We start from the raw sequence: 23,697 nt of genomic DNA on the forward strand, positions 1-23,697 counted from the left end.
TTAAAATACCGTTATTAGTTTTTTAACCTTTCAGGAAAATAGGTTTCAGTTCTTTAAAGTGTGATATGGCATAAGTTGCCGAGTCCAGCGGATGCCAGTTGAACCTGTTGTATAAAACAGTATCTATGCCGAGATCTTTTGCTGCCTGTATTTCTGAGTTTGGATCATCGCCAACTACAAGTACTTCTTCCGGTTTATAGCTATAGCGTTTTAAAATGTCGGCAAAAACCTCTTTTTTACTTGTAAGTACAGGGTTAACCACATGGATTTCCTTAAAGTCATTCTCTACACCCATTTGAGTGATTTTGGCTCTTTGCATTTTTTGAAAACCGGTAGTGACTAAAAAGCGTTCGGCATCAATGGTTTTGATTTCAGGATAATCATCAAAAGGCGCTATAGGTTCGTCGTAACCTAAATTCTCCTGTAGGTTTATAGCTTGGGTGGTAAGTTCTTCACTTAGCCCGAACTCTTTTGCTACAAGCCTGAAAGGAGTACGCATGGTTTCCTTTTTTATAGCTTCTATATCCTCATTGTGCTTTCCTGTTTCAAGAATAAGGTCAAAAAGAGGACCGAATAGTTTTTCTCCTATAGCGTGAACAGGGTATAAAGTATTGTCAAGATCGTAAATTATAGCTTTTTTGGGCATGGTGATTTTTATGTAAAATTATCTCATAATAAGAAGAGCTGCAATCCTGCAGCTCTTCTTAACGTATTATTATCATATATCGTTTTAGTGTTACTCAAACGACTGCATTGCTACCAGTTTTTTGTAAGTACCGTCTTTATCCATAAGTTCGTCATGAGTACCCTGTTCAACAATGCGACCTTTTTTCATAACCACAATGTTGTCTGCCTTTTGGATAGTTGAAAGTCTGTGGGCAATAACTACTGATGTGCGGTTTTTCATCATGTTTTCGAGAGCTTGCTGTACCAGTCTTTCGCTTTCGGTATCCAGAGCAGAAGTAGCCTCATCCAGAATCATGATAGGAGGGTTTTTAAGTACAGCACGGGCAATACTTAAACGCTGCTTTTGTCCGCCGGAAAGTTTATTACCACTGTCACCTATGTTGGTGTCTATACCTTTTGGTAAATCTTTTACAAACTCGTAGGCATTGGCTATTTTAAGGGCAGCAATTACTTCTTCTTCTGTAGCATCAGGTTTTCCTAACATTATATTATTACGTATAGTGTCGTTAAAAAGAATGCTGTCTTGTGTAACAAGTCCCATTAATCCGCGAAGGGAATGAAGGCTGAAATCTTTTACATCAATACCATCTATTTTTACACTACCTTCCTGTACATCATAAAAACGGGTAAGCAGGTTGGCAATAGTACTTTTACCGCTACCAGACTGCCCTACAAGGGCAACTGTTTTTCCTTTTGGTACGGTTAAAGAGAACTCCTTTAGTACATTCTCATCTTCATACCTAAAGTTGATGTTCTCTATAGTAATTTCTTTTTCAAAAGTGTTTTTTTCAATAGCTCCCTGTTTACTTACAATAGGGTTTTCCTGTTCCAGTATTTCAATAACACGTTCGGCAGCTGCATTACCTTTTTTAACGTTATAAGAAGCTCTTGATATGGCTTTTGCAGGAGTAAGGATGTTGTATGCAAGACCTATATATGCCAGGAATTTAGCTCCGGAAAGTGTTTCTTCTACAAGTACCATATGCCCCCCGTACCATAATATTATGGCGATTACCACAATACCTAAAAATTCACTGGCAGGAGATGCTAAGCTTTGTCTGTTCAAAATTTTGTTGGATAACTCAAAAAAGCGTGTTGTTGATTTACTAAACTTATCGTCAAAATGCTTTTCGGCGTTAAAGCCTTTAATTACTTTTAATCCACCCAGTGTTTCTTCAAGTATTGATATGAAATATCCCTGCTCTATTTGTGCTTTATCTGATTGTTTTTTTAATGATTTACCAAGGATAGAAATTAACCATCCTGAAATTGGTATGAAAACAAATACAAATAGTGTAAGGTTTACGCTTATCGCAAACATTGTGATAATTGTGAAAAGTATGGTTAACGGTTCGCGTACTATCAGTTCCAGTATGGAAAGGAAGGAGTGTTGGATTTCCAATACGTCTGAAGAGATTCTTGACATAATATCTCCTTTTCTTTTCTCTGAGAAAAATGAAATAGGAAGTGCGACAGTTTTGTGATAGATTTCATTACGCAGGTCTTTAAGTACGCCATTTCTTAAAAAGGTAATGAAGTACATAGCCCAGTAGTTACAGAAGTTTTTAAGCAGGAACAGTACGATAATAAGCGCAATCATTACAGATAATGTGTACTGTGGTCCGTATTCATCAGAAGCATTTTTTATGTAAAATGCCATATAGTCCTCAAGATAACTGATTAATTTAGTTATCCCTTCATATGTAGGTTGCTTAACTACCGCTTGTTTCTCTTCGTCAAAGAGTACGGTAATCATAGGTATAAATGCTACGAAAGAAAGGGCGCTAAATAAAGCATATAATATATTGAAAAATATATTTAGGTAAGCATACCTTTTGTAGGGTTTCGCGAAGCGAAATATTTTTTTAAAGTAATCCATTTATATCAAATTCATCTCTTCAATAATATTCCTGATTTTATGATCAAGAATTGTTTCCACCTCACGTGCATTTTCTACCTTGTCAAGCGTATCGTTTACACTGAAGTAAAATTTAATTTTAGGTTCGGTTCCGCTTGGTCTTGCACAAATTTTTGTGCCGTCTTCAAGGTAATATATCAACACGTTAGATTTTGGCAAAGTTAGTGCTTCTTCTTCACCTGTAAACAGGTTTTTTGCTGTAGATGCCTGATAATCTTCAACCATAACCACACGCTCGCCATTTATTTCTTTTAACGGACTCTCACGCAGGTCAATCATCATCTGTTTTATTTCCTGAGCACCATCCATACCTTTTTTGGTAAGTGATATAAGGTACTCTTTATAGAAACCGTATTTGGTGTATAGTTTTAGTAATTCCTGATACAGCGAACTCGCATTGGCTTTTGCCTGTGCTGCTATTTCACATAATAAAAGGGTAGAGGTAACGGCGTCTTTATCGCGTACAAAGTCGCCTACCATATAACCGAAACTTTCTTCACCGCCACCTACAAACTGTAGTTCAGGGAAGTCAACAATCATTTTGGCAATCCATTTAAAGCCGGTTAGACCCACTTTACACTGTACGCCATAATCAGTAGCCAGTTCCATAAGCATAGGCGTAGATACTATGGTCGAACCTATAAACTGGTTTCCGGTAAGTTTGCCCTGCTTTTTCCATTCTTCCAAAAGGAAGTTTGTCATCAGCATCATGGTTTGGTTACCGTTAAGCAGTGTCATAACACCTTCGCTATTTCTTACAGCCACACCAAGACGATCACTGTCTGGATCAGTACCCACAACAATATCGGCATTAGTTTGGTTAGCCAGTTCAATAGCCATTGCAAGGGCTTCAGGCTCTTCCGGGTTTGGTGATTTTACCGTTGGGAAATTTCCATCCGGTACAGCCTGTTCGTTTACAATGTGTACGTTGCTGTATCCGGCATCTTCAAGTAAATCAGGGATAAGCTTAACCGATGTGCCGTGAAGCGGAGTGAAAACCACTTTAAGCGCATCTTTTGCTTCCTGCGGTGTATTGAATGTAGCAGCTCCTAATGAAGCACCAAGGAAAGCCTTGTCTACATCGTTGTCAATATATTCAATCAGGTTTTCGTTAGCGTTAAAGTTTATCTGGTTGTACTCTAAAGCTTCAATCACGCTGATAATTTCACCGTCCTGTGGTGGTACAAGCTGTCCGCCATCCTGCCAGTATACTTTGTATCCGTTATATTCCGGTGGGTTGTGTGATGCTGTAAGTACAATACCTGCATGGCAGCTAAGGTGTCTTACGGCAAAAGAAAGTTCAGGGGTTGGTCTCAGGTCGGTAAATAAAAATACCTTAATACCGTTAGCCGAAAAAACATCGGCAACCACTTTGGCAAGTGTGTTACTGTTGTTACGGCAGTCGTAAGCAATAGCTACTTTAATCTCTTTACCTGTAAAAACCTTTTTTAGGTAATTGCTTAGTCCCTGTGTTGCTTTGCCCAGTGTATATTTATTGATGCGGTTAGTTCCCGGTCCCATTATACCGCGCATCCCTCCGGTTCCAAACTCAAGGTTTTTGTAAAAGCTGTCTTCCAGTTCCTTTGGTGACGATGTCATCATTTCTTTTACAGCTTCCTGTGTTTGGTTGTCAAAAAGTGGCGATAGCCAAACATTTACCTTATCCAGTATCTCTTTTTTGATGTCCATAATTTTATATTATTTGGAAAAAGACATATTTGTGTAATATGTCTTTTTTATAATACTTCGCTTATTTTGTAGCGTTCTTCGTTGTTTTTTGTTCTCAGTATTATTTCACCTAAAAATCCGGCAAGGAAAAGCTGAGTACCTATAACCATAGTGGCTAATGCTATGTAAAACCACGGATTGCTGGTTACCAGTATAGTTGGTTCGTTATTGTATAGTTTATAAAGTTTAATTACACCTATATATAAGGCAGAAAGGAAACCTATAATAAACATAAGTACTCCCATGGCGCCAAAAAGGTGCATTGGTCTTTTACCGAAACGGGAAAGGAACCAAATGGTAATCAAATCAAGGAAACCGTTTATAAAGCGGCTGATCCCGAATTTTGATGTTCCGTATTTTCTGGCTTGGTGTATTACTACTTTTTCGCCTATGTTACCAAACCCTGCATTTTTTGCCAGTACCGGTATATAGCGGTGCATTTCGCCTGATACCTCTACATTTTTTACAACTACGTTTTTGTAAGCTTTTAGTCCGCAGTTGAAATCGTTAAGTTGTACCCCCGATGTTTTTCTGGCAGCCCAGTTAAACAGTTTGGAAGGCAGGTTTTTTGCGATTACCGAATCGTAACGCTTTTTTTTCCACCCCGAAACCAAATCATAATTCTGATCTGTAATCATATTATACAGTTCCGGTATTTCGTCAGGGCTATCCTGTAAATCGGCATCCATAGTAATAATTACGTCTCCCTGCGCTTTAGCAAACCCGGCATGCAGTGCCTGAGACTTACCGTAATTACGCAAAAAACGTATACCTTTTATGTTAGGGTTTTGTTGTGCCAGTTGTTGTATGCTGTTCCAGGAACCATCGGTACTGCCATCGTCAATAAAAATGACTTCATAGCTGTAACTGTTAGCCGTCATTACGTTAACAATCCACTGGTGTAATTCCTGTAAGGACTCCTCTTCATTAAGGAGTGGTATAACTATGGATATATTCATTAATTTATTGCTCCCGGGTTATCTTTTTTAACAAATGCGCCAACAATCAAAGAAATTATTAAGCCAACGAAAGAAAACATTAAAATACTGAAAGGTATAGATACGTATGGTTTCATAAATAATTTAGTCATTTCAATACTCTGTTTCATTAATTCAGCAGTCATATTTGGGTTTTGCGCCAAAGCTATTTTTGTTTGCTCAAGCATTTCATCTTTGGCTTCAGGGATTATTAAATAAAATACAGAGTTGAAAACTGCAAATAAAAGACCGGCAACAACACATACTGCTACCCCACCTTTAATACACTGACCAAAAGAAATGTATCCTTCGTTCAGGTTTTTTTTGAAATTATTACAGGCTAATAAAATGAAGATAAAAGGCATTATGATATTGTTTGCAAAAAACATAATGGTTCCCATACTTGGGCTGTTTTGTGCTGTTAGGCCCATAGTGTATGAAACAACATATTCAAGAATCATAATTATTCCAAATATTATTCCGTATGGTAGTGTCGATTTTGCAAGAGAGGTTTTTTGTTCCATTTTTTGATTTGGTTTATTTAATCTACAAATATACTAATTACTGTATAATGAGTAGCGAAAAACAAAAAGTGTTACAGTCAAAAAAAATAATTGTAATAATTTGTTTTTTAAAAAATAATTGTAATTTTGCGCTCTGAATTGAAAAGAATTAAAAACTAAAAAGCTGTGAGGCGTTTACACCTTTCCTGAAAGAAGGGAAGCCGCGAAATAGTTTTGCAGCCAGAACAATACAAAATTTACAAAGATGAAAAAAGGTATTCACCCAGAGAATTACAGATTAGTAGCATTCAAAGATATGTCTAACGACGATATTTTTATCACTAAATCTACAGCAGATACAAAAGAAACAATTGAAGTGGACGGAGTTGAATATCCGGTAGTGAAAATGGAGATCTCTAGAACTTCACACCCTTTCTACACTGGTAAATCTAAACTTATCGATACTGCAGGACGTATTGATAAATTCAAAACTAAATACGCTAAATTCAAAAAATAATTTTTGGATTTATCTATCATACAAAAAAGCCTTCCGTTTACGGGAGGCTTTTTTATTTGTAGGTATTACAATTACTATAGCCTGCCCGTTAAGAAACTTTTTTATTGAAAAGATTTAATGTAAATTCGTGCTGTTGCTTTTTAATGCTAAACACCACAGTAATGAATTATATATTATTTGACGGAACGGTGCGCAACGCCCTGTTACCTTTTACCTTTACCAGGCCGGTGGCCGATATCCGTGTGGGGATACTTACCATACGTGAAAAATGGGAAAAATATCTGGGCTATACCACAACTACGCTTACCGAAGAATACCTTATGGATAAATATCCTATGGTAGAGATGGAGGAGAATATAATGATTAATGCGTCATTCCTGCCAAATGAGGTGCTTGCCGAAATGGTACAGAGCCTTGAGGAAAACCAGGCAATATTTTATGGTGATGAGATAATTGCCTTTTATACTAAAGATACTCAGGAAGAAGTAGACTTTGACAGCTATGAGGCTATTGAGTATACCGAAGATTGCCTGCGTGTTGAAAATCCGTGGGATATATTTAAAAATAATGATGCAGCCATAAGGGAAGATTTTGAGCTTCTTACTGCCGATAGGGTTTCTCAGCCTATACCATCGAGCGTTAATGTTATTGCTGCTGAAAATATATTTATTGAGGAAGGTGCCAAACTGGAATTTGTAACCCTTAATGCCTCAACAGGTCCTATATACATAGGTAAGGATACTGAGATTATGGAGAACTCTGTAATCCGTGGGCCGTTTGCGCTTTGCGAAGGAGCACAGGTAAAACTGGCTACTAAAGTATATGGTGCTACAACGGTTGGACCTCATTCCAGAATTGGTGGTGAGGTAAGTAATTCGGTACTGTTTGGTTACTCTAACAAAGGGCATGATGGTTTCTTAGGGAACTCGGTTCTTGGAGAATGGTGTAACATTGGTGCAGATACTAATAACTCCAACCTTAAAAATAATTATGAGGAAGTAAAACTGTGGAGCTATGAAAAGGAAGGTTTTGTAAAAACCGGGCTTCAGTTTTGCGGACTTATGATGGGTGACCACAGCAAATGCGGAATCAATACTATGTTTAATACCGGTACGGTAGTAGGGGTGAGTGCTAATATTTTCGGTAGTGGATTCCCTCGTAATTTTGTGCCGAGTTTCTCATGGGGCGGTGCATCAGGTTTTACTACTTACATCACTAAAAAGGCTTTTGAAACGGCCCGTATAGTAATGTCAAGACGCCATGTGGAGTTTACTCCGGAAGATGCTGCAATATTGGAGCATGTTTTTGAGGAGACCAAAAAGTGGAGAAAAGAATAATTGTACTGATTTGAATAAACGTAATAAAAAATCAAAATATAGTATAGGAAGCCTGCTGTTACTGCTGGCTTTCTTTTTTTATTTTGTATTTGTAAAAAACGGTAGTTTACCTGATTTAGAGTCAAAACCTAAAACAGAAAAGGAAGCGCCGTTATCTCAATTTACAGGTAAGGTTGTTGGTGTAAGCGATGGTGATACTTTTAAGGTATTGTATAACGGTAAAAAAGTAAAGGTTCGCCTGCTGGATATTGACTGCCCAGAGACCAAACAGATTTTTGGCAGTGATGCAAAAGATTTTGCTAACGACTTGTGTTATGGCAAAATGGTTACTGTTAATCCAATAGGAGGTAAGGATCAGTATGGTCGTATATTAGGCTATGTATATGTTGATGATACCATTAATGTAAATGCCCTTTTAGTAAAGGAAGGCTTAGCCTGGCGATACAAGTATTCGGATAACGAGGAAATTAAGGAGCTGGAAAATCAGGCTCGTATAGAATATAAAGGGTTGTGGATTCAAAAGGATCCTGTTGATCCGTGGGAGTGGAGAAAACTCCATAACAGGAAATAAAAAAGGCTGCCCGTTGGCAGCCTTTTTTGTAAAAAGAAGTATCAAGAATAATCGAGGTACTCAAGCCCGATTTGTTTTTAGTCGTCCAGTCTTAAAAATTTACCGTTGTTGTCAAACTCCAGTTCCAAGTCGTTTAAAAGTTCTACTTCGTAACCCCAGCGTTTTTTCTCAGCTTTTTCAACTCCCTGTCCTTTGTAGTTTTTGCGAATATATTCCATAATTACTTTTGGTAAAACGGTGTCGGGTAATGCAAAGCCATTTCCGTCAATTTCCTTGCAGTTGCCCTTTGCGTCAAATTCCATTTCTACACCGCCTGTCATTACCACTTCATATTCGGTTTCCCTTATATCTTTATCTTCTATTACATAAGACGGAGCCTGATTAGGGAAATTTTGGGAAATAAAGGTTTTTGCTGCAGGTGGCAGGTCGTTAAGGGTTATTTTTCGTTCCTGTCCAAAAGCAGTAACAGTGAAAAGAATAATTAATAATGTCGAAAGTCTCAAAAGTGTTTCCATAACTATATGTTTTATTTTATAGTACAAGTTTATAACCCGAATCTGGAAACAATTGGGAAACTAAACTTTTAAGGGAAAATAATCCTGAAAATATGTTTTTGGTTGTATTCATACTCCACCTTAAGGTTGTAGTTTGATGCGATAGACTGCACAATGGCAAGTCCCAGCCCGGTAGATTGTTCATTTAATGTACTACGGAAGAAACGGTCAAAAATTTTATTTTTATCAAGTGATGTTTCTCCTGTATTTAGGAAGGTTAGCCTGTTTTTATCTACAATGATTTCCAAACTGCCACTTGCTTTGGTGTGTGTAATGGCGTTTTTAAGCAAGTTGTTTACCAGTGTTACTGCCAGTCCCTTATTCATGGTAAAGTTAAGTTGGGCAACATTGATGGCATTCACTGTTACTTCCTTATAATCGGCAAAGTCTTTAAACTCTTCGGTAAGCTCATTTATCAAAGCGTTAAAGTCAATGTTTTCTTCTTCCTCAAACTGCCTGTTCTCAATTTTAGAGAGCATGAGTAACGATTTGTTAAGGCGTACCAGTCGGTTTAAGGTATCGTTTATTTTAGAGATTTCAATAAGCTGTTCTTCATTCAGGTTATTGTTTTCTACTAATAGTTCGAGCTTGTTTAGGCTTATGGCAAGCGGAGTTTGCAGTTCGTGAGAGGCGTTTTCTATAAACTGTTTCTGACTACTGTATACTGTTTCGTTTTGTTGTAGTACCTTTTCCAGTTCCTGCCCCAGTACTTTAAATTCGGAAACAGGGGAGGTAGGTGCTTCAAATTTAACGCCCGATCCCAGTTTGAAACCTTTAAGCCTGTCAAGCATTACATAGAAGGACTTCCATACTTTTCTCAGGATAAAATGATTAAGTAATGCGATACTTACTACCAGCATAATGTATAGCGCAATCAATGCTGTCATTAAATCCTCAAGCAGTTCGTCTTCCTCTACCATTGAGGCACGTATGGTTAACTTGTACGGATTGCCGTGCCTGTCGTTAAAAACGGTTTTTAAAAGGCGGACAGGCTCTTCGTCATCGTCATACTCCATATACTCAAAATCAGAGGAGAACTTATCTGAAAAATCATAAAGCGGACCTTTAGGCAACGGTTCTACCTTAAACTGATTAATACCATATTCCCTTATATTTAGTATGTCATCGTTAGCGTATGATTCTCTTACTATAAGGATTTTTGAGTTTTTGAGTCCGTCATCAATATTGTCATACACTTCGTCCAGTATAACCACATAGTAGAGGCTGGCCCATAGTGCTATAACAGCCAGTAGGGCGATAATAAGGTAGCGTAATGTATAATAACGGAGCTTCATTTATGTCATTTTATAACCTATCCCGTAAACCGACTGTATATCGGCTTCGGCATTGTTGTCCTTTAGTTTTTTGCGGAGGTTTTTTATTTGGGAATACACAAAGTCAAGATTATCGGCCTGATCGGTATAATCGCCCCAAACCGATTCGGCTAATGCTGTTTTATTGATAAGTCGGTTAGGGTTTATCATAAAATAGTAAAGCACGTCATATTCCTTTCGGTTAAGTGTAATGGAATTACCGTTTATAAATACCTCGCGGTGTTCGGGCTCTATTTTAATATTGCTCCACTCAATGGCATTATTGCCGTTATGACTTTTTCGCCTCACTGCCGATTTGATTCTGGCATGCAGTTCGGCAAGGTGGAAAGGTTTTGCAAGATAATCGTCGGCACCAAGGTCAAGGCCTTTAACTTTATCATCAACAGCATCTTTTGCCGAAATGATTATCACGGCATCACGGCGTTTCATATCTTTTAGTTCTTTAACCAGGCTAAGGCCACTTCCGTTAGGGAGCATTATATCTACCAGTATGCAGTCGTAATCGTATCCGCCTATTTTTTCCATTCCGGAAATATAGTCATAGGCAGTTTCTACAATATATTTTTCTTTTTCGAGCGATTGGGTTATGGTGTCCCTAAGATTGGCTTCGTCTTCTATTATTAGAATCTTCATTCTGTCATTCAATTAGGTATATCAAATATACGCATTTGGAATCCCAACATAATTCCAAATTTGGAAAGAATTGGGAATTTTTATTTATATTGCTATATATAACTTTAGCACCTTACCTATGTCTACAAGAAATCAAAAATTTGTATATAAAGACTTTACTTATAAGTTAGAAAACGGAAAACATGTAGTAGAGTCTAAAATAGCTAGACCAGAGATCTTTAATAAATACTATTATTTAAATACATATAGTGTTGATGCTTTAATGAATAGTTACTTATATGCAAGCCATCCTTGGGAGTTTAATGATTCTATTGATTGTTCTTCATTACTTTGGGATTTTTCAAATATAACAAAGGAGATTTATTATAAATTTTATGAGCATTATGGTTTTACTCGTGATCCAAATTTTGACTTAGAAGAACATTATGAAAAAGATAAAAATCAAGGGTATAGTTCTATTAAAGGTGATTTTTGGTTTTTTGCAACAAATACTACAGGTTTAATCTCTTTAGCATCAAGTCCTATTAATATTTTGATGTGGTCACATTATTCGTCTGAAAATGGTTTTCTAGTTCAATTAGATAGAGAGAAGCTAATTCAGAACATTTTTCTAGAGAATGCTGATTTAAATAATTATTGTTTACGTCCAATTCAATATGTCAAAGAATTGGATATGATAGATGTTTTTGGGTATGATTTTAATACTCCTGATGTTCCTTTTCTTTATATATCTAACGTTAAGAGAATAGAATGGGAATATGAACAGGAATGGAGATTGTCAATTTATAAGCGAAACATGGGGGTCCCAATGTCTAAAATTTATATTGATACTCCTGATTTACCTAATAAAGAAAATAGAAAAATATTTTACTCAAAAGAAGCAATTTCTTCTATAACTCTCGGTAAAGATGTTTTTTCACCTTTAAGCTGTAGTAAAATCAGTGATGGGCTTATTTTAGAAATAAAGGAAAATGTTAAAGATGTTCCCATGTTATCTTTTGTAAATTATATATACGAGAATTTTAATGACAGACTATATATGTGTGGTGAAATAGAGAAAAGTAATAAATTATTAAGATCAGTTGAAAAAATAAGTTTTGAAAAACTTGATTTAAATACATTTAGAGTGATAAGACATAATGAAGGTTTTCATATTTAATTATTTTTTTTAGCCTTTTTGGTTGTTTTTAGCGTAAGCAGGTTTAACGGGTTAATGCCAAGTCCGCTTACATCTTTTCCTGTAAAACGGGACGCCTTGTCATAAAACAACGCTATTACAGGAGCTTCTTCCATAACAATTGCATCCAGTTGTTTATAAATTTCCTGACGTTCCTTATCATCGGTAATCAGGAATGTTTGCTCATACAGTCTGTCGAATTCCTCATTTTTAAAATGGGTATAGTTTGGTCCGCCCGGAGAGAAGTTTTTACTATAAAACAGGGAAAGGTAGTTTTCGGCATCCGGATAATCGGCAATCCAACTGGCTTTAAAAAACGATGTCTTTCCGGTGGAAATAGCCTGTGTTAAGGTTGATGGCGGATTCACATCTACTTCCACATTTAGTCCAATTTTTTGCCATTCACGTTGCAGGTATTCGGTTATATCAAGGTATGAGGCGCTGGTGCTAATTTGTATTTTAGGATTGTTATCGCCCGTATCAGCTTTGTAGGAAGCTACGAGCTCTTTAGCTTTTACAGGGTCATAATCATACCCTTCACAACCGTAACCGCCCAGCCCGGTTGGTATCATTCCGTTTACGGCAGGGGTGCCCATACCATTTCTAAGATACATTATCATTTTGGCACGGTCAAAACCATAATTAAGCGCCTGTCTTATTCTTTTATCTTTTACAGCATCATCGGGTCCGTCCAACCTGAAGCCCATGTACTCGGTATTAAGGTAAGGGCCGGTAATCATGTTTACCCTGTCGGTATATTTTGGTTGTAGTTGCCCCTTTGGTGTAAGTATCTCATCTTTATAGGATGGGTCAAGCCCCGATACAAAATCCAGTTTTCCCTGTGCAAATTGCAGGAAGCCACTTTGTTTATCGGGTAAAAAGGTAATGGCTACTGCTTCAAGATAGGGTAGGGAGTTACCCTGTTCGTCCTTTTCATAGTATAACGGGTTTTTGCGGAGTACCAGTTTTACATTCTCTTCCCATATTTTAAACTGAAAAGGTCCTGTGCCTATAGGGTTTGCCCTGAAATCATAGCCTTGTTTTTCAAAAGCTTCATGAGGTACTACCGATGCGTATTTCATGGTTAGTAATCCTAAAAAGGCAGGGAAGGTTTTGTTGAGTTGTATCTGGAAAACCGAATCGTTTACGGCATGGAATGTTTCTACATTTTGCAGTATCCATCTGCCTGGTGCGGCTACATTTTCGTCTAACAATCGGTTAAGGCTGTAGGTAAAGTCGGCTGCTGTTACAGTACGGGTACTGTCACTGCCAAACAAACCACTTTTATGAAAGTATACATCATTTCGCAGGGTAAAGGTATAGTTCTTTCCGTCTGGTGATATTTCCCATTTTTTAGCAATGTCCGGTTTAATGTTCAGGCTGTCGTCAAGCTGTACCAGTCCGGTAAACATCTGGTTACAAACCCAAATGGATGGCCTTATGCGTGAAAAAGCCGGATCGAGCGAGTTTACGGCAGCATTTTCGTTATACCTAAAAACAAGATGGTCACGGTTTTGGCTTTTGTCGCCGGAGCAGGATGTAAAAAGGAGAAATAAGCAACAAATTGATATATAGGTTATTATTGATTTCATCAAGTCGATTTTTGTATGTAAATTTGCAACCTCTTTTTTGTAGAGGTAAATATAATTAAAGTTACTGCTTTACAAGGAGCTTATACAATGGAAAACAGGAAAAAAGTCGCTTTTTATACTTTAGGATGTAAGCTGAATTTTTCAGAAACATCTACTATTGCCCGTAACTTTCAGGATGAAGGATTTGATCGTGTTGAGTTTGAGGATGTGGCAGATATATATGTTATCAATACCTGCTCGGTTACCGAAAATGCCGATAAGCAGTTCAAACAGATAGTAAAGAAGGCGATAAAGAAGAATGAGAAGGCTTTTGTGGCAGCTGTAGGCTGTTATGCACAACTTAAACCTGAAGAGCTTGCTTCGGTAGACGGAGTTGACCTTGTACTTGGAGCAACAGAGAAGTTTAAAATTACCGACTATATAAACGACCTTTCTAAAAATGATATGGGTGAGGTACACTCCTGCGAAATATCAGAAGCCGATTTTTATGTGGGTAGTTATTCTATAGGCGATCGTACCCGTGCTTTTTTAAAGGTACAGGATGGTTGTGATTATAAGTGTACTTACTGTACCATTCCGTTAGCAAGGGGGATTTCACGTAGTGACACTCTTGAAAACGTACTTAAAAATGCTAAAGAAATATCCCAACAGAATATTAAGGAAATCGTACTTACCGGTGTAAATATAGGTGACTATGGTAAAGGGGAATTTGGTAATAAAAAACACGAACATACTTTTTACGAACTAGTAAAGGCTTTAGATAATGTAGAGGGAATTGAACGTTTACGAATTTCGTCTATTGAGCCTAACCTGCTTAAAAACGAAACGATTGAGTTTGTATCACAAAGCCGTACGTTTGTGCCGCACTTCCATATACCTTTACAGTCGGGTAGTGATGATATTCTTAAACTGATGAGAAGGCGTTACCTGCGCCATGTGTATACAGAGCGTGTTGCTAAAATTAGGGAAGTAATGCCTCATGCCTGTATTGGGGTAGATGTTATTGTAGGTTTCCCCGGTGAGACCGATGAACATTTCCTTGAAACCTATAACTTTCTTAACGAGCTGGATATTTCATATCTGCACGTATTCACGTATTCTGAAAGGGATAATACTCCTGCAGCCGAAATGGATGGGGTAGTGCCAATGAATGTGAGAAGTAAACGAAGCAAAATGCTAAGGGGGCTTTCGGTTAAAAAGCGTCGTGCGTTTTATGAAAGCCAGATTGGTACCACCAGAACCGTGCTTTTTGAAGGGGAGAACAAGGAAGGGTATATTCACGGATTTACCGAGAACTATGTAAAGGTTAAAACACCTTGGAATCCAGAACTGGTTAATACACTACACGAAATAAACCTTACCAAAATTGATGAGGACGGAATTGTAAGAATGGAGTTTGTAAACCAGCCTGTGGAAAGTATTTCCATTTCAGGAGAATTATAAAATTCAATATCTATATAAATAAAAAGCCCTGCTTACGAGCAGGGCTTTTTATATTATCGCTCTATTTTTCTACCGATAAACTTCTCCAGTTCTGCATACATATCTTCTATAGAAAGTACTTTCAGGTCGGGGTGGTTTCTTAACCATTGCGCATTAAGTGCTACAAGGGCTTCGGGTATTTCAAAATAAGTATCGTCGTCTATTTTTTGTTTCACAGGGCTTTTACCAAACTCCTGATTCATAAAACCGTCAAACTCCTTACGGGTAAGGGAGTCTATTTTTTCGGTTTGCATCCTGAAGTAATCCAGGTGTGCCTGCGAACCTACTTTCTCAAAGCCTTCTTCCAGTACTTCGTTAAGATCATCTGTCCACTGCGAGTGGTAAACAAACTTAGCAAAACCATCAGTGTTTACGTTTGAAGTATAGTAATCCAGATAATAGCTTATAAGGGAATCAGGGTGTATATCCTCGTCAGAAACACCTTCTTCACGAAGCAGGTTGATTACGGCAATGTTAGAGTTTAATATGGCGTTAGTGTCCTCGCTGTTAAAAGCGCTTTCGGAAACAATTATTTTATCAAATTTCATAAGTGTCTATGTGTTATTTACTGCAAAAGTAACAATTAGTTATAACTCCAGTGTTATGAGTCTTTTTTCTATGGTTAACTTTTTGAACTGCAGTTTTTCTCTAATCCATTCTAAGGCATTGCGATGGTATATAAAAACATGAGTATGATCGTTTTTATAATACCAGTTGCCAAAATCCCTTGCCTCATCAAACAGGTCGGTCATAAGGTAGAGTTTTCCGTTAGGGAGTAGGAGGCTATTAAGGAGTTCAAACTCTTTGAGCGGTTTTTTAAAATGCTCGGCTACTTCGGTACAGGTTATATAGTCATATTGTTTTTGGAGTAGTGCAGGGTTGTTGTGGAAAAACAGGTCGTATTGTTCAATGCTATATTTGTTATCCTGTAAAACCTTAACTATGGGCGACCCGGTACCCGATCCAAAATCGAGTCCGCTGTGTTGGGGAGTAAAATCCCTTAGTACAGCATTGGTAGCAGGGCTAACAAAGTTTTGGTAACCTGTATCTTCCGGGTTGTTATTGTGGTGTTTATAGTGTGCTTCTTCCTGCTCTGTAGTTAAATAGTTCTTTGGGTGCAGAAAAACAGAAAGGCAAAGGGAGCATTGTAAAAACTCCCTTTGCCCATGTGTATAAAAGCTTTTAGATGTACCGTTGCATAACGGGCAGTAAAGGCTTTCCATATATTGTTAAGGATTAGTAGACCAAATTCCGCTTTCCTTGATAAATACCCTGCGGTTTAGTTTAAGCTGAGCAACAATAACCTCGGCTATATCTTCAGCCTGCATTACTTTTTCAGGATTACCGTCTGTAAGGTTCAGGTTAATTGCCATGTCAGTAGCAACTGTACTTGGTGTAAGTGCAGTTACTCTAATGTTGTGTTTGCGTACTTCCTGCATAAGGGATTCGGTTAATCCCATTACAGCAAACTTAGAAGCGCTATAGGCACTTGTTATTGCAGCACCTTTAAGCCCTGCGGTAGAGGAGATGTTAATAATGTCTCCGCCCTGTTGTTCAATCATGCCCGGTAGTACTGCTCTTGTAGCATAATAAATACCGAAAAGATTTACTTTAATGATATTCTCAAAATCCTGAGGAGCCAGGTCAAGGAATTTACCAAATTTGCCTATACCTGCATTGTTTATAAGAATATCTATAGTTTTGAATTCACCAAGTACAGTATTTACCGCTTGGTTAACCGAGTCGATATCGGCAATATCGGCAGTAACTATAACCGTTTTTACACCATAAGGCTCAATTTCTTTAGCTACCTGCTCTAAGTCGGTTTTAGTGCGTGCCAATAAGGCTACATTTACCCCTTCGGCAGCCAGAGCAAGTGCTACAGCTTTGCCAATACCTTTCCCTGCACCTGTAATAAGCGCATTCCTGTTGTTTAAGTTTTGCATTATATTAGTTAATAGATGTTTAGATCCTTATTCCTGGAGGAAGCATTTCCTTGTACCCCGGGTTCTTTTTGAAAAAAGCTGCAATTTTTGGATATGTAGGTACTACCCTCAATCTTTTTTCTTCAGCAATCGCTAAGATTTCTTTTAAAAAATCTGAAACAATCTCATCATCTTCATCAATTCCTTCCGGCACGTTAATTTTCGTTAGGAAAATTTTGCGTTCCTGTCTGGAATATTCAACTGACATCATGTTGTCGTTTACCGTTGTTTCAAATTGTCTTGAGAATTCGTTGTCTTTAATTTCCATGGCTTTTAGTTAAACTTCATGGGAACCTCGATTACCAGTATCTTGGACTGCTTGTTTGTTTTGATTTCAAAGTTTTCAAACTCTACAATACCATAGGCATCACGCTCCCTAATGGTTTCATTATTAATTTCAATTTCTCCTTCTATAAGAAAAAGATATACTCCGTTTTCGGGGATTTTCAAATCATAAGTAATGGTTGTGCCGGCCTCAAAAATGCCCAGGCTTAAAAATGCCTGTTGGTAAATCCATAATGCATTTCCGTCGTTTTTATCCTCTGGCGACACCACTGTAACAAATGAATTTTTATTGGCTTCCAAATTAAACCCCTTTTGGTCGTAACGGGGAGTAACATTATCTTTTTCGGGAAAAATCCATAATTGCAGTGTTTTGGCTTCTTCGGTCTCACTTGCATTCATTTCGCTATGCTGTATACCGGTTCCTGCGCTCATAACCTGCACTTCGCCAAACCTTACGGTTTCCTGGTTACCCATACTGTCTCTATGGGTAAGCCCACCTTCAAGCGGAATGGTTATAATTTCCATATTATCATGAGGGTGGGTGCCAAATCCGGTACCTCCTGCAATAGTATCGTCGTTCAATACGCGTAACATACCAAACTGAACCATATCAGGATTATAATAGTTGCCAAAAGAAAAAGAGAAGTTGGCTTTTAGCCAGCCATGATTTGCAGTTCCTCTTTTGTTTTTCGGAAAAAGCCTATGCCTCATAAATTATTGATAAATTAAAACGGTGTGTACTCCGGTGAATGGATAAAAACTTTAATTTTATACAAATTTCGTAATAAAATTTGATAAACGGGGTTATTTAAGCGTTAAAACTCAATGAATGGAGAAGATTCCTGTATATTTTATGCCCGGACTGGCTGCAAGTCCAAAGATTTTTGAAAACATAAAACTGCCTGAAGACAGGTTCGAAATGTATTACTTAGAGTGGATAATGCCGGAGCCACATGAGCCACTTACCGATTATGCTAAAAGAGTGGCTGCCAATATAAAACACGAAAACCCGGTGCTTATTGGAGTGTCTTTTGGCGGAATACTGGTACAGGAAATTTCGAGAATTATTAATGCAAGGAAAGTGATTATTATATCGAGCGTTAGGTCGAGCCTTCAGTTTCCGAGACGAATGCGTTTTGCAAAAATGACTAGAGCTTACAGAGTATTTCCTACTACGCTTATGCAAAAGGTAGACTGGCTCGCTAAAGTTTCTTTTGGTAATAATATGATTACCAGAAAACTTAATTTGTATGAAAAATATATGTCATTTAGGGATAAGAAATATCTCGATTGGGCGTTTGAAACTGTAATAACATGGAGCAGGACAGAGATAGATGAAAAGGTAGTGCATGTACACGGTACTGCCGATGAGGTTTTCCCTGCTCATTACATTCATAATTTTATACCTGTTAAAGGCGGTACACATATTATGATTGTAAATAAATATAAGTGGCTTAACGAAAACCTGCCCCGCCTTATTGAAGGAGAAAAGGAATGATTTTTGTAATTTTACTTAATAATTAAAAACAATATAAAACTAACTAAAATGGACTGGATGAAGAAAGCCGGAGTTATAGCTTCGGTGATAGTAGTGGGAGGGGCGGCCATACATACCGCAACAGATAATAAGACAGAAAAATCAGTACCGCAGGAAACTGCTACTGAGTTTGTATATCCTTTTCCGGCTCAGGCAGATTTTGCCGGTGAAGCTGTGCCTTTAAATATTATTGATGTTCATGAAAGACTGGACAGGGAGCTTATGGTTAATGCCAATCTGCATGCTTCTACCCAGTTGGTTATTAAAAGAGCTTACAGGGCTTTCCCTGTAATTGAGCCTATATTGAAAAAATATGGTGTGCCGGATGATTTTAAATATCTGGCGGTTATTGAAAGCGGACTGGTAAATGCGGTTTCTCCTGCAGGCGCAAGAGGGGTGTGGCAATTTATGCCGGCTACAGGGCGTGAGTATGATTTAGAAATAAACGATTATGTAGACGAGCGTTACCATCTTGAAAAGTCTACAGAGGCGGCTTGTAGATACTTGGTTTCTGCGAAAGCCAGACTGGGTTCGTGGACACTTGCTGCGGCTTCTTACAATGGTGGTGTTGCCGGTGTGAGCAGGCAAATTGATTTTCAGCAGGCAGATAACTACTATGACCTGTTACTTACAGAAGAAACATCACGTTATGTTTTCAGGATACTGGCGCTTAAAGAGATTATGAGTGATCCGTTGAAGTATAATTTCAGGTTGCTGCCAAGTGATATGTATCCGGTAATTCCGGTAAGGCAGGTAGAGGTAACTTCTTCAATTCCTGATTTGGCTGTTTTTGCTAAAGAGCAGGGTATTAACTATAAAGTGCTTAAACTGCACAACCCGTGGATGCGAGACAGGAAACTCGATGTAAAAAGCGGAAAAAAATATATTGTAGATATCCCTACCGAAGGGTATTAAAAGAAAAGGCGCCAATGGCGCCTTTTTTATTTTCCTGCAAGTGATTCTTTTTTAAGTTCCTTGCCCATTATTATGGTCGATAATCCGTCAAGGTAAGCGTTGTAGTTTAGTGCGTAGGCTTTTCTGTAAGTAGTTCTTTTAGGTGATAGCTTAATGCCGCATCGCCTTATGTCGACAATTTTTTTAGTGTCATCAAGATAAAAACTGGTTGGGAAGCCCAAGGTGTGCTTGATGGATGCAATGGCCGATTCGTCGTGTTTGTAAGTCTCATGGGCATAGCAAACGATAACATTATGGCTAAACTTGCGGGCAACTTTTTTCATATCGCGCCTTTTGTTCCAAAAAACAACTACAAACTGTACATCCCGTCCGTATTTTTTTGCTAGCTTGTTTAAAGCAGGAATTTCTCCGGGGCTTGTAACACACCATGAAGCATAGGTTATTAATACAATAGGCTTCTTGATTTTGTTTAGCTTTAGTTTTCCGCCACGTACTTTTTTGAAAACAAACTCATCAAACCGTGTGCCTACAAGTCTGTTTTCTACCAGTGAGTCAAAAAGGAATTTTCCCTTTTCAAAATCACCTTTGCGGTAGGCTAGTGCACTTTCTCTTTTGTACTTTTTAAGGTCTATTTTGATGGCATCAGAAAAATAGAGACTATCGCTCTGACTGTGTAACAGGAGCGGGAAAAGTATGATTACTGCAAGTAGTAATATTCTTTTCATAAATTTTAACTATTTTATTGTATAAAAATAGTTAAAATTTACCTAAAAACATATTTTGTTAACGAGAATGTGCAAACGGCATAAAAATCAGCTGAACTACAGGTTTAAGAGTATACGTGTTAAATTTTGACTACAAAACGAGATCCCGGAGGCTCTTTTTCGTTCCATATTTTTTCGATATCCTTTAATTCTACAGTTTCAAAATCTATTGTGAGCTTGCCTTCTGATGCCAGTTGGAAAGCTTGTGGTACTACTTTTTGCATATAATCATTAAGTTCCTTTGGGGAGATACTGCCAATACCTGAGCCTGCTATTTCTATTTGTGTGCTGCGTAATACTGAGGAAGGGAGGTTAATATTTGCACCTGCCATTTGCCCAACTGTTACTATTTTGGTTTTATGTGGAGGCATTTTACCTATTACCTTGATTATTGTTTCGAGCGGAGATCCCCATAAATAATCCAATACTATATCAATAGGGGTAGATTTGCATATTTGTTCTAATTGGGTTGCAATATCGTTTTCATTATTACTTAGGTTAATTACTATATCGGCTCCCATTGATTTTAATTGTTCAAGAATCTTTTCGTTACGGCCTGTGGCAATCACTTTTACAGCACCACGGTGTTTTGCCATTTGTACTGCTATTTTCCCTGTAACGCCGGTGGCTCCGTTAATCAATACAGTGTGTCCCGGTTGTATGTTGCCTCTGTATAGTAATGCCGCGTCCGACCCTAATAATGCATTGGGTAAAACAGCTGCGGTTTCATAATCTATACTATCAGGTAAAACTGTCCACTGGTTTTTAATTACAAGTGCTTTTTCGGCAATCATTCCTGTTTTGCCCCAGGCGTAAATGCGGGTGCCGTTTTCAAGTATACCGGCTCCGTCTATTCCAACGGCTGTAGGTAGGGAAGGGTAGGAGGTATAATGTTTGCCTGCTGCTTTCATTCTGTCAAGCTGTTTTATGGATGCTGCTTTTACAATCATTAAAACATCATTGTCGTTTTGTGGGGTTGGGACTTCTAAATTGTCGTACTTAGGTAGTGTTCCCAGTTCATATAATACTGCTGCTTTCATGTTTATTATTTTTAAGCAAAGTTCGCAGTATTGCTAATGGTTGGCGATAACAATTGTTAAGAAATGGGTTATTTGCGATTTCGTATGCGGCTTAGGGAAACCGGGGTGATGCCTAAATAAGAGGCGATATAGTGCTGAGGTACGCGCTGTAAGATATGAGGGTGTTTTTCTAATAACTCGTTGTACCTGTCCTGTGGTTTATCTTTTAAATAAGTTATTAGGTGTTTGGAGTAGTAGAAAAACCGATTTAGGATAAGTTGGTCAAACCACTTTTTAAACTCGGTATCGCATTCCAGTAATTCCTTAAACTGATTTTTAGGCATTACAAACAAAGTGCATTGTTCAATGGACTCGAGAGTGAAATCACTTTTTTCATTTTTTAAAAGGCTCTCCATAGAAGCGATTGCTTTTCCTTCAAAAAAGAACTGAGTGGTTATTTCGTTGCCGTTATTGTTAAACCACATCCTTAAACAGCCCGACTTTACAAAATAAACAGCATGCGATTTTTCCCCTTCATTAAGTAAAATGGTTTTGGGAGGGACGGTTATTTCCTCTAAATCGTATGCTGCTATGAGTTGTAAAGTATTGATAGTATTGTTATTTTACAGACAGGTAAATATCTATTTCTGCATTATTCCAGTCGGCAGCCTTAGCTCCGTAAACCTCAAAGTCGAAACCGTAAGCCCTGTCGCTGTCGTCTTTTTTCCATATTTCTCTCCAGGTGTCGGCTACACAATTGGGCATTTGTCCTTTTGCGGTAACCGTTTCGTAGTGTTGGGAAGGGATGGTTATGGTGTCAACCCCGCTTGGAATTTCGGCATCTTCCGGAATGCGGTATCCTATAAAGTAAGCATAGGGATTTGTATGGTCACCTTCGTAGTCAAAGTATACCGCATAAACATCGTTACTAAGTTTTTGTGGCAGTTTGTTACCAATAAAGCTTCCGCCGAAGTGTTGCCATAGTGCGCCACAATCTTCCATGGCTTTGTTGTTTTCGTTTGTGGTTTTAAAGCCGAGCTTTAGCCCTGCCAGTTTGAATGATGTGTTTTTGATTTCCATTTTTGATTGATGATATTATTTGATTGTAAAAATAATGTATTGAAATAAAAAAAAACACCCGAAAGGGTGGTTTTAATATTATGGGTGTAGATTTTAATATCTTCTCATTTGCTGTACCGGTCCGCGCTTCATTTGCTGTTTCATCATAGTGATTTGATCTTTCAGCATACCTTGCTTGTCCAGTTTTTTAGCTTCTGCCAAAAGTTTTTCGGCTTCCATCTTTCTGTTTTTACTCATAGCTATACCGGCAAGGTTAAGTTTTGCCATGGCAAGATCCTGATCCATGCTAAGTCCAAGCTCAACAGCTTTTTTAAGGTACTTCTCGGCAGCATTAAGGTTTGTTTGTGAAACCATAAGTCCGTTAAGGTAGTTGTAGTATCCCTGTTGTTTTCTTACTAAAGATGCTTCAGGGTTCTTTATTTTATCCAGCCATTTTTTAGCTCCGTCAAAATCCTGCTTTCTAAGTTTAAGGAAAGCTAAAATTATTATTTCGTTTTTGAAGTATAATAACACAAAAATCAACGAAAGTAAAATAAGGAAAATACCGTTACCTATATTCTTTTCGGTGAACTGCCATACAGCAGTAAAAATTAACAGGGCTGTAATTACCAGCTTAATGTTTTTGTTGAACATGATATTTTTTTAATTTTGTGACTGCAAAGGTAAGAAAATGAATTAAAAATAATTTTATAAAACTACTTGCAGGAAAAAAAAGTCTTCGTATATTTGCACGCGGTTTTAGGATATCAGATTTCTGAAAGCTCGAGAAGATATTTCAATAAAGATTTAAAGATACATTACAATGAGTAAGAGAACGTTTCAACCATCAAAGAGAAAAAGAAGAAATAAGCACGGTTTCATGGAAAGAATGGCTTCTGCCAACGGTAGAAAAGTGCTTGCTCGCAGAAGAGCTAAAGGAAGACATAAATTAACTGTGTCCAGCGAACCAAGACATAAGAAATAATGTTTGTATTTAGAACATATATAAAGGTGTTACTTTTTAAGGGTAACGCCTTTTTTTATGCCTAAGTAAAATTTTGCCCCCAAATGCAGGGGGATTTTTTTAAAATATAAATAGTAACTTTGCAAAGTTTCTCAAGGA

Annotated in this window: 27 protein-coding genes; 8 read left to right on the forward strand and 19 right to left on the reverse strand. The window is 37.7% G+C overall.

The window, feature by feature from the left end; genetic code table 11:
- Positions 1-22: 22 nt before the first annotated feature.
- The 5 genes from GN157_RS05870 to GN157_RS05890 all read right to left on the reverse strand — a co-directional run bounded on the left by GN157_RS05870 (position 23) and on the right by GN157_RS05890 (position 5,834).
- Complete coding sequence (locus GN157_RS05870; protein WP_157482168.1) at positions 23-646, reverse strand: HAD family hydrolase; 624 nt, start codon at positions 644-646, stop codon at positions 23-25.
- Between the two features lie 90 nt (positions 647-736).
- Positions 737-2,566, reverse strand: a complete 1,830-nt coding sequence (locus GN157_RS05875) for an ABC transporter ATP-binding protein (protein ID WP_157482169.1) — start codon at positions 2,564-2,566, stop codon at positions 737-739.
- Complete coding sequence (locus GN157_RS05880) at positions 2,567-4,294, reverse strand: phospho-sugar mutase (RefSeq protein WP_157482170.1); 1,728 nt, start codon at positions 4,292-4,294, stop codon at positions 2,567-2,569.
- A 47-nt stretch (positions 4,295-4,341) separates the two neighbouring features.
- Positions 4,342-5,292 (reverse strand): glycosyltransferase family 2 protein, encoded by a 951-nt coding sequence (locus GN157_RS05885; RefSeq protein WP_157482171.1) that lies wholly within the window; start codon positions 5,290-5,292, stop codon positions 4,342-4,344.
- Positions 5,292-5,834 carry a DUF4199 domain-containing protein gene (locus GN157_RS05890; protein ID WP_157482172.1) on the reverse strand — a complete coding sequence of 181 codons (543 nt, stop codon included), beginning with the start codon at positions 5,832-5,834 and terminating at the stop codon, positions 5,292-5,294. Before GN157_RS05890 ends, GN157_RS05885 begins: the two co-directional genes overlap by 1 nt.
- A gap of 244 nt (positions 5,835-6,078) precedes the next feature.
- On the opposite strand from GN157_RS05890, the gene GN157_RS05895 reads away from it, so the two are divergent.
- The 3 genes from GN157_RS05895 to GN157_RS05905 all read left to right on the forward strand — a co-directional run bounded on the left by GN157_RS05895 (position 6,079) and on the right by GN157_RS05905 (position 8,238).
- Positions 6,079-6,330, forward strand: a complete 252-nt coding sequence (locus GN157_RS05895) for a type B 50S ribosomal protein L31 (protein WP_035130459.1) — start codon at positions 6,079-6,081, stop codon at positions 6,328-6,330.
- Between the two features lie 161 nt (positions 6,331-6,491).
- Positions 6,492-7,667 carry a GlmU family protein gene (locus GN157_RS05900; RefSeq protein ID WP_157482173.1) on the forward strand — a complete coding sequence of 392 codons (1,176 nt, stop codon included), beginning with the start codon at positions 6,492-6,494 and terminating at the stop codon, positions 7,665-7,667.
- 10 nt (positions 7,668-7,677) lie between these two features.
- Positions 7,678-8,238, forward strand: a complete 561-nt coding sequence (locus GN157_RS05905; protein ID WP_197429404.1) for a thermonuclease family protein — start codon at positions 7,678-7,680, stop codon at positions 8,236-8,238.
- 77 nt (positions 8,239-8,315) lie between these two features.
- Here GN157_RS05905 and GN157_RS05910 read toward each other — a convergent pair whose 3' ends face one another.
- From GN157_RS05910 to GN157_RS05920, 3 genes are all read right to left on the reverse strand, one after another.
- Entirely contained in the window at positions 8,316-8,753 is a 438-nt protein-coding gene (locus GN157_RS05910) for a PepSY-like domain-containing protein (RefSeq protein WP_157482175.1), read from the reverse strand.
- A 68-nt stretch (positions 8,754-8,821) separates the two neighbouring features.
- A complete protein-coding gene (locus tag GN157_RS05915) occupies positions 8,822-10,087 on the reverse strand; it encodes a sensor histidine kinase (protein ID WP_157482176.1) in 1,266 nt (421 codons plus the stop codon).
- Entirely contained in the window at positions 10,088-10,759 is a 672-nt protein-coding gene (locus tag GN157_RS05920; protein WP_157482177.1) for a response regulator transcription factor, read from the reverse strand. It abuts the gene before it with no gap.
- Positions 10,760-10,877: 118 nt separating this feature from the next.
- On the opposite strand from GN157_RS05920, the gene GN157_RS05925 reads away from it, so the two are divergent.
- A complete protein-coding gene (locus GN157_RS05925) occupies positions 10,878-11,918 on the forward strand; it encodes a DUF2971 domain-containing protein (RefSeq protein ID WP_157482178.1) in 1,041 nt (346 codons plus the stop codon).
- On the opposite strand, the gene GN157_RS05930 is transcribed toward GN157_RS05925, so the two are convergent.
- Positions 11,915-13,528 (reverse strand): ABC transporter substrate-binding protein, encoded by a 1,614-nt coding sequence (locus GN157_RS05930; protein ID WP_157482179.1) that lies wholly within the window; start codon positions 13,526-13,528, stop codon positions 11,915-11,917. The genes GN157_RS05925 and GN157_RS05930 overlap by 4 nt on opposite strands.
- A gap of 87 nt (positions 13,529-13,615) precedes the next feature.
- Between GN157_RS05930 and mtaB the strand changes: the two genes are divergently transcribed.
- The gene (gene mtaB, locus GN157_RS05935) at positions 13,616-14,971 is read left to right on the forward strand and encodes a tRNA (N(6)-L-threonylcarbamoyladenosine(37)-C(2))-methylthiotransferase MtaB (RefSeq protein WP_157482180.1); all 1,356 of its coding nucleotides are present in this window, start codon (positions 13,616-13,618) and stop codon (positions 14,969-14,971) included.
- A 53-nt stretch (positions 14,972-15,024) separates the two neighbouring features.
- Here the strand turns inward: mtaB and GN157_RS05940 are convergent, their stop codons facing one another.
- Genes GN157_RS05940 through GN157_RS05960 form a run of 5 tightly spaced genes read right to left on the reverse strand, consistent with a single transcriptional unit; the run spans position 15,025 to position 17,991 of the window.
- Complete coding sequence (locus GN157_RS05940; RefSeq protein WP_157482181.1) at positions 15,025-15,558, reverse strand: DMP19 family protein; 534 nt, start codon at positions 15,556-15,558, stop codon at positions 15,025-15,027.
- A 39-nt stretch (positions 15,559-15,597) separates the two neighbouring features.
- Positions 15,598-16,233: a class I SAM-dependent methyltransferase gene (locus GN157_RS05945; RefSeq protein ID WP_157482182.1), complete on the reverse strand. Its 636-nt coding sequence runs from the start codon at positions 16,231-16,233 to the stop codon at positions 15,598-15,600.
- A gap of 6 nt (positions 16,234-16,239) precedes the next feature.
- Positions 16,240-16,956: a 3-ketoacyl-ACP reductase gene (locus GN157_RS05950; protein WP_157482183.1), complete on the reverse strand. Its 717-nt coding sequence runs from the start codon at positions 16,954-16,956 to the stop codon at positions 16,240-16,242.
- Positions 16,957-16,975: 19 nt separating this feature from the next.
- The gene (locus tag GN157_RS05955) at positions 16,976-17,263 is read right to left on the reverse strand and encodes a GNAT family N-acetyltransferase (RefSeq protein WP_157482184.1); all 288 of its coding nucleotides are present in this window, start codon (positions 17,261-17,263) and stop codon (positions 16,976-16,978) included.
- 5 nt (positions 17,264-17,268) lie between these two features.
- Complete coding sequence (locus GN157_RS05960; protein WP_157482185.1) at positions 17,269-17,991, reverse strand: pirin family protein; 723 nt, start codon at positions 17,989-17,991, stop codon at positions 17,269-17,271.
- A gap of 118 nt (positions 17,992-18,109) precedes the next feature.
- Here GN157_RS05960 and GN157_RS05965 point away from each other — a divergent pair, with 118 nt between their 5' ends.
- Positions 18,110-18,778 (forward strand): alpha/beta hydrolase, encoded by a 669-nt coding sequence (locus GN157_RS05965; RefSeq protein WP_157482186.1) that lies wholly within the window; start codon positions 18,110-18,112, stop codon positions 18,776-18,778.
- 48 nt (positions 18,779-18,826) lie between these two features.
- The gene (locus GN157_RS05970; protein WP_157482187.1) at positions 18,827-19,732 is read left to right on the forward strand and encodes a lytic transglycosylase domain-containing protein; all 906 of its coding nucleotides are present in this window, start codon (positions 18,827-18,829) and stop codon (positions 19,730-19,732) included.
- A gap of 26 nt (positions 19,733-19,758) precedes the next feature.
- Here GN157_RS05970 and GN157_RS05975 read toward each other — a convergent pair whose 3' ends face one another.
- The 5 genes from GN157_RS05975 to GN157_RS05995 all read right to left on the reverse strand — a co-directional run bounded on the left by GN157_RS05975 (position 19,759) and on the right by GN157_RS05995 (position 23,228).
- Positions 19,759-20,457: a TlpA family protein disulfide reductase gene (locus GN157_RS05975; protein ID WP_035130501.1), complete on the reverse strand. Its 699-nt coding sequence runs from the start codon at positions 20,455-20,457 to the stop codon at positions 19,759-19,761.
- A 119-nt stretch (positions 20,458-20,576) separates the two neighbouring features.
- Positions 20,577-21,536: a quinone oxidoreductase family protein gene (locus GN157_RS05980; protein ID WP_157482188.1), complete on the reverse strand. Its 960-nt coding sequence runs from the start codon at positions 21,534-21,536 to the stop codon at positions 20,577-20,579.
- Between the two features lie 68 nt (positions 21,537-21,604).
- A complete protein-coding gene (locus GN157_RS05985) occupies positions 21,605-22,126 on the reverse strand; it encodes a Crp/Fnr family transcriptional regulator (protein WP_317163507.1) in 522 nt (173 codons plus the stop codon).
- A gap of 7 nt (positions 22,127-22,133) precedes the next feature.
- Complete coding sequence (locus GN157_RS05990) at positions 22,134-22,595, reverse strand: GyrI-like domain-containing protein (protein ID WP_157482189.1); 462 nt, start codon at positions 22,593-22,595, stop codon at positions 22,134-22,136.
- 93 nt (positions 22,596-22,688) lie between these two features.
- Positions 22,689-23,228 carry a hypothetical protein gene (locus tag GN157_RS05995; protein ID WP_035130507.1) on the reverse strand — a complete coding sequence of 180 codons (540 nt, stop codon included), beginning with the start codon at positions 23,226-23,228 and terminating at the stop codon, positions 22,689-22,691.
- 169 nt (positions 23,229-23,397) lie between these two features.
- Here GN157_RS05995 and rpmH point away from each other — a divergent pair, with 169 nt between their 5' ends.
- Entirely contained in the window at positions 23,398-23,559 is a 162-nt protein-coding gene (gene rpmH / locus GN157_RS06000; RefSeq protein WP_026979292.1) for a 50S ribosomal protein L34, read from the forward strand.
- Positions 23,560-23,697 lie beyond the last annotated feature (138 nt).

This window comes from Flavobacterium rakeshii (assembly GCF_009741375.1).
Lineage (GTDB): Bacteria > Bacteroidota > Bacteroidia > Flavobacteriales > Flavobacteriaceae > Flavobacterium > Flavobacterium rakeshii.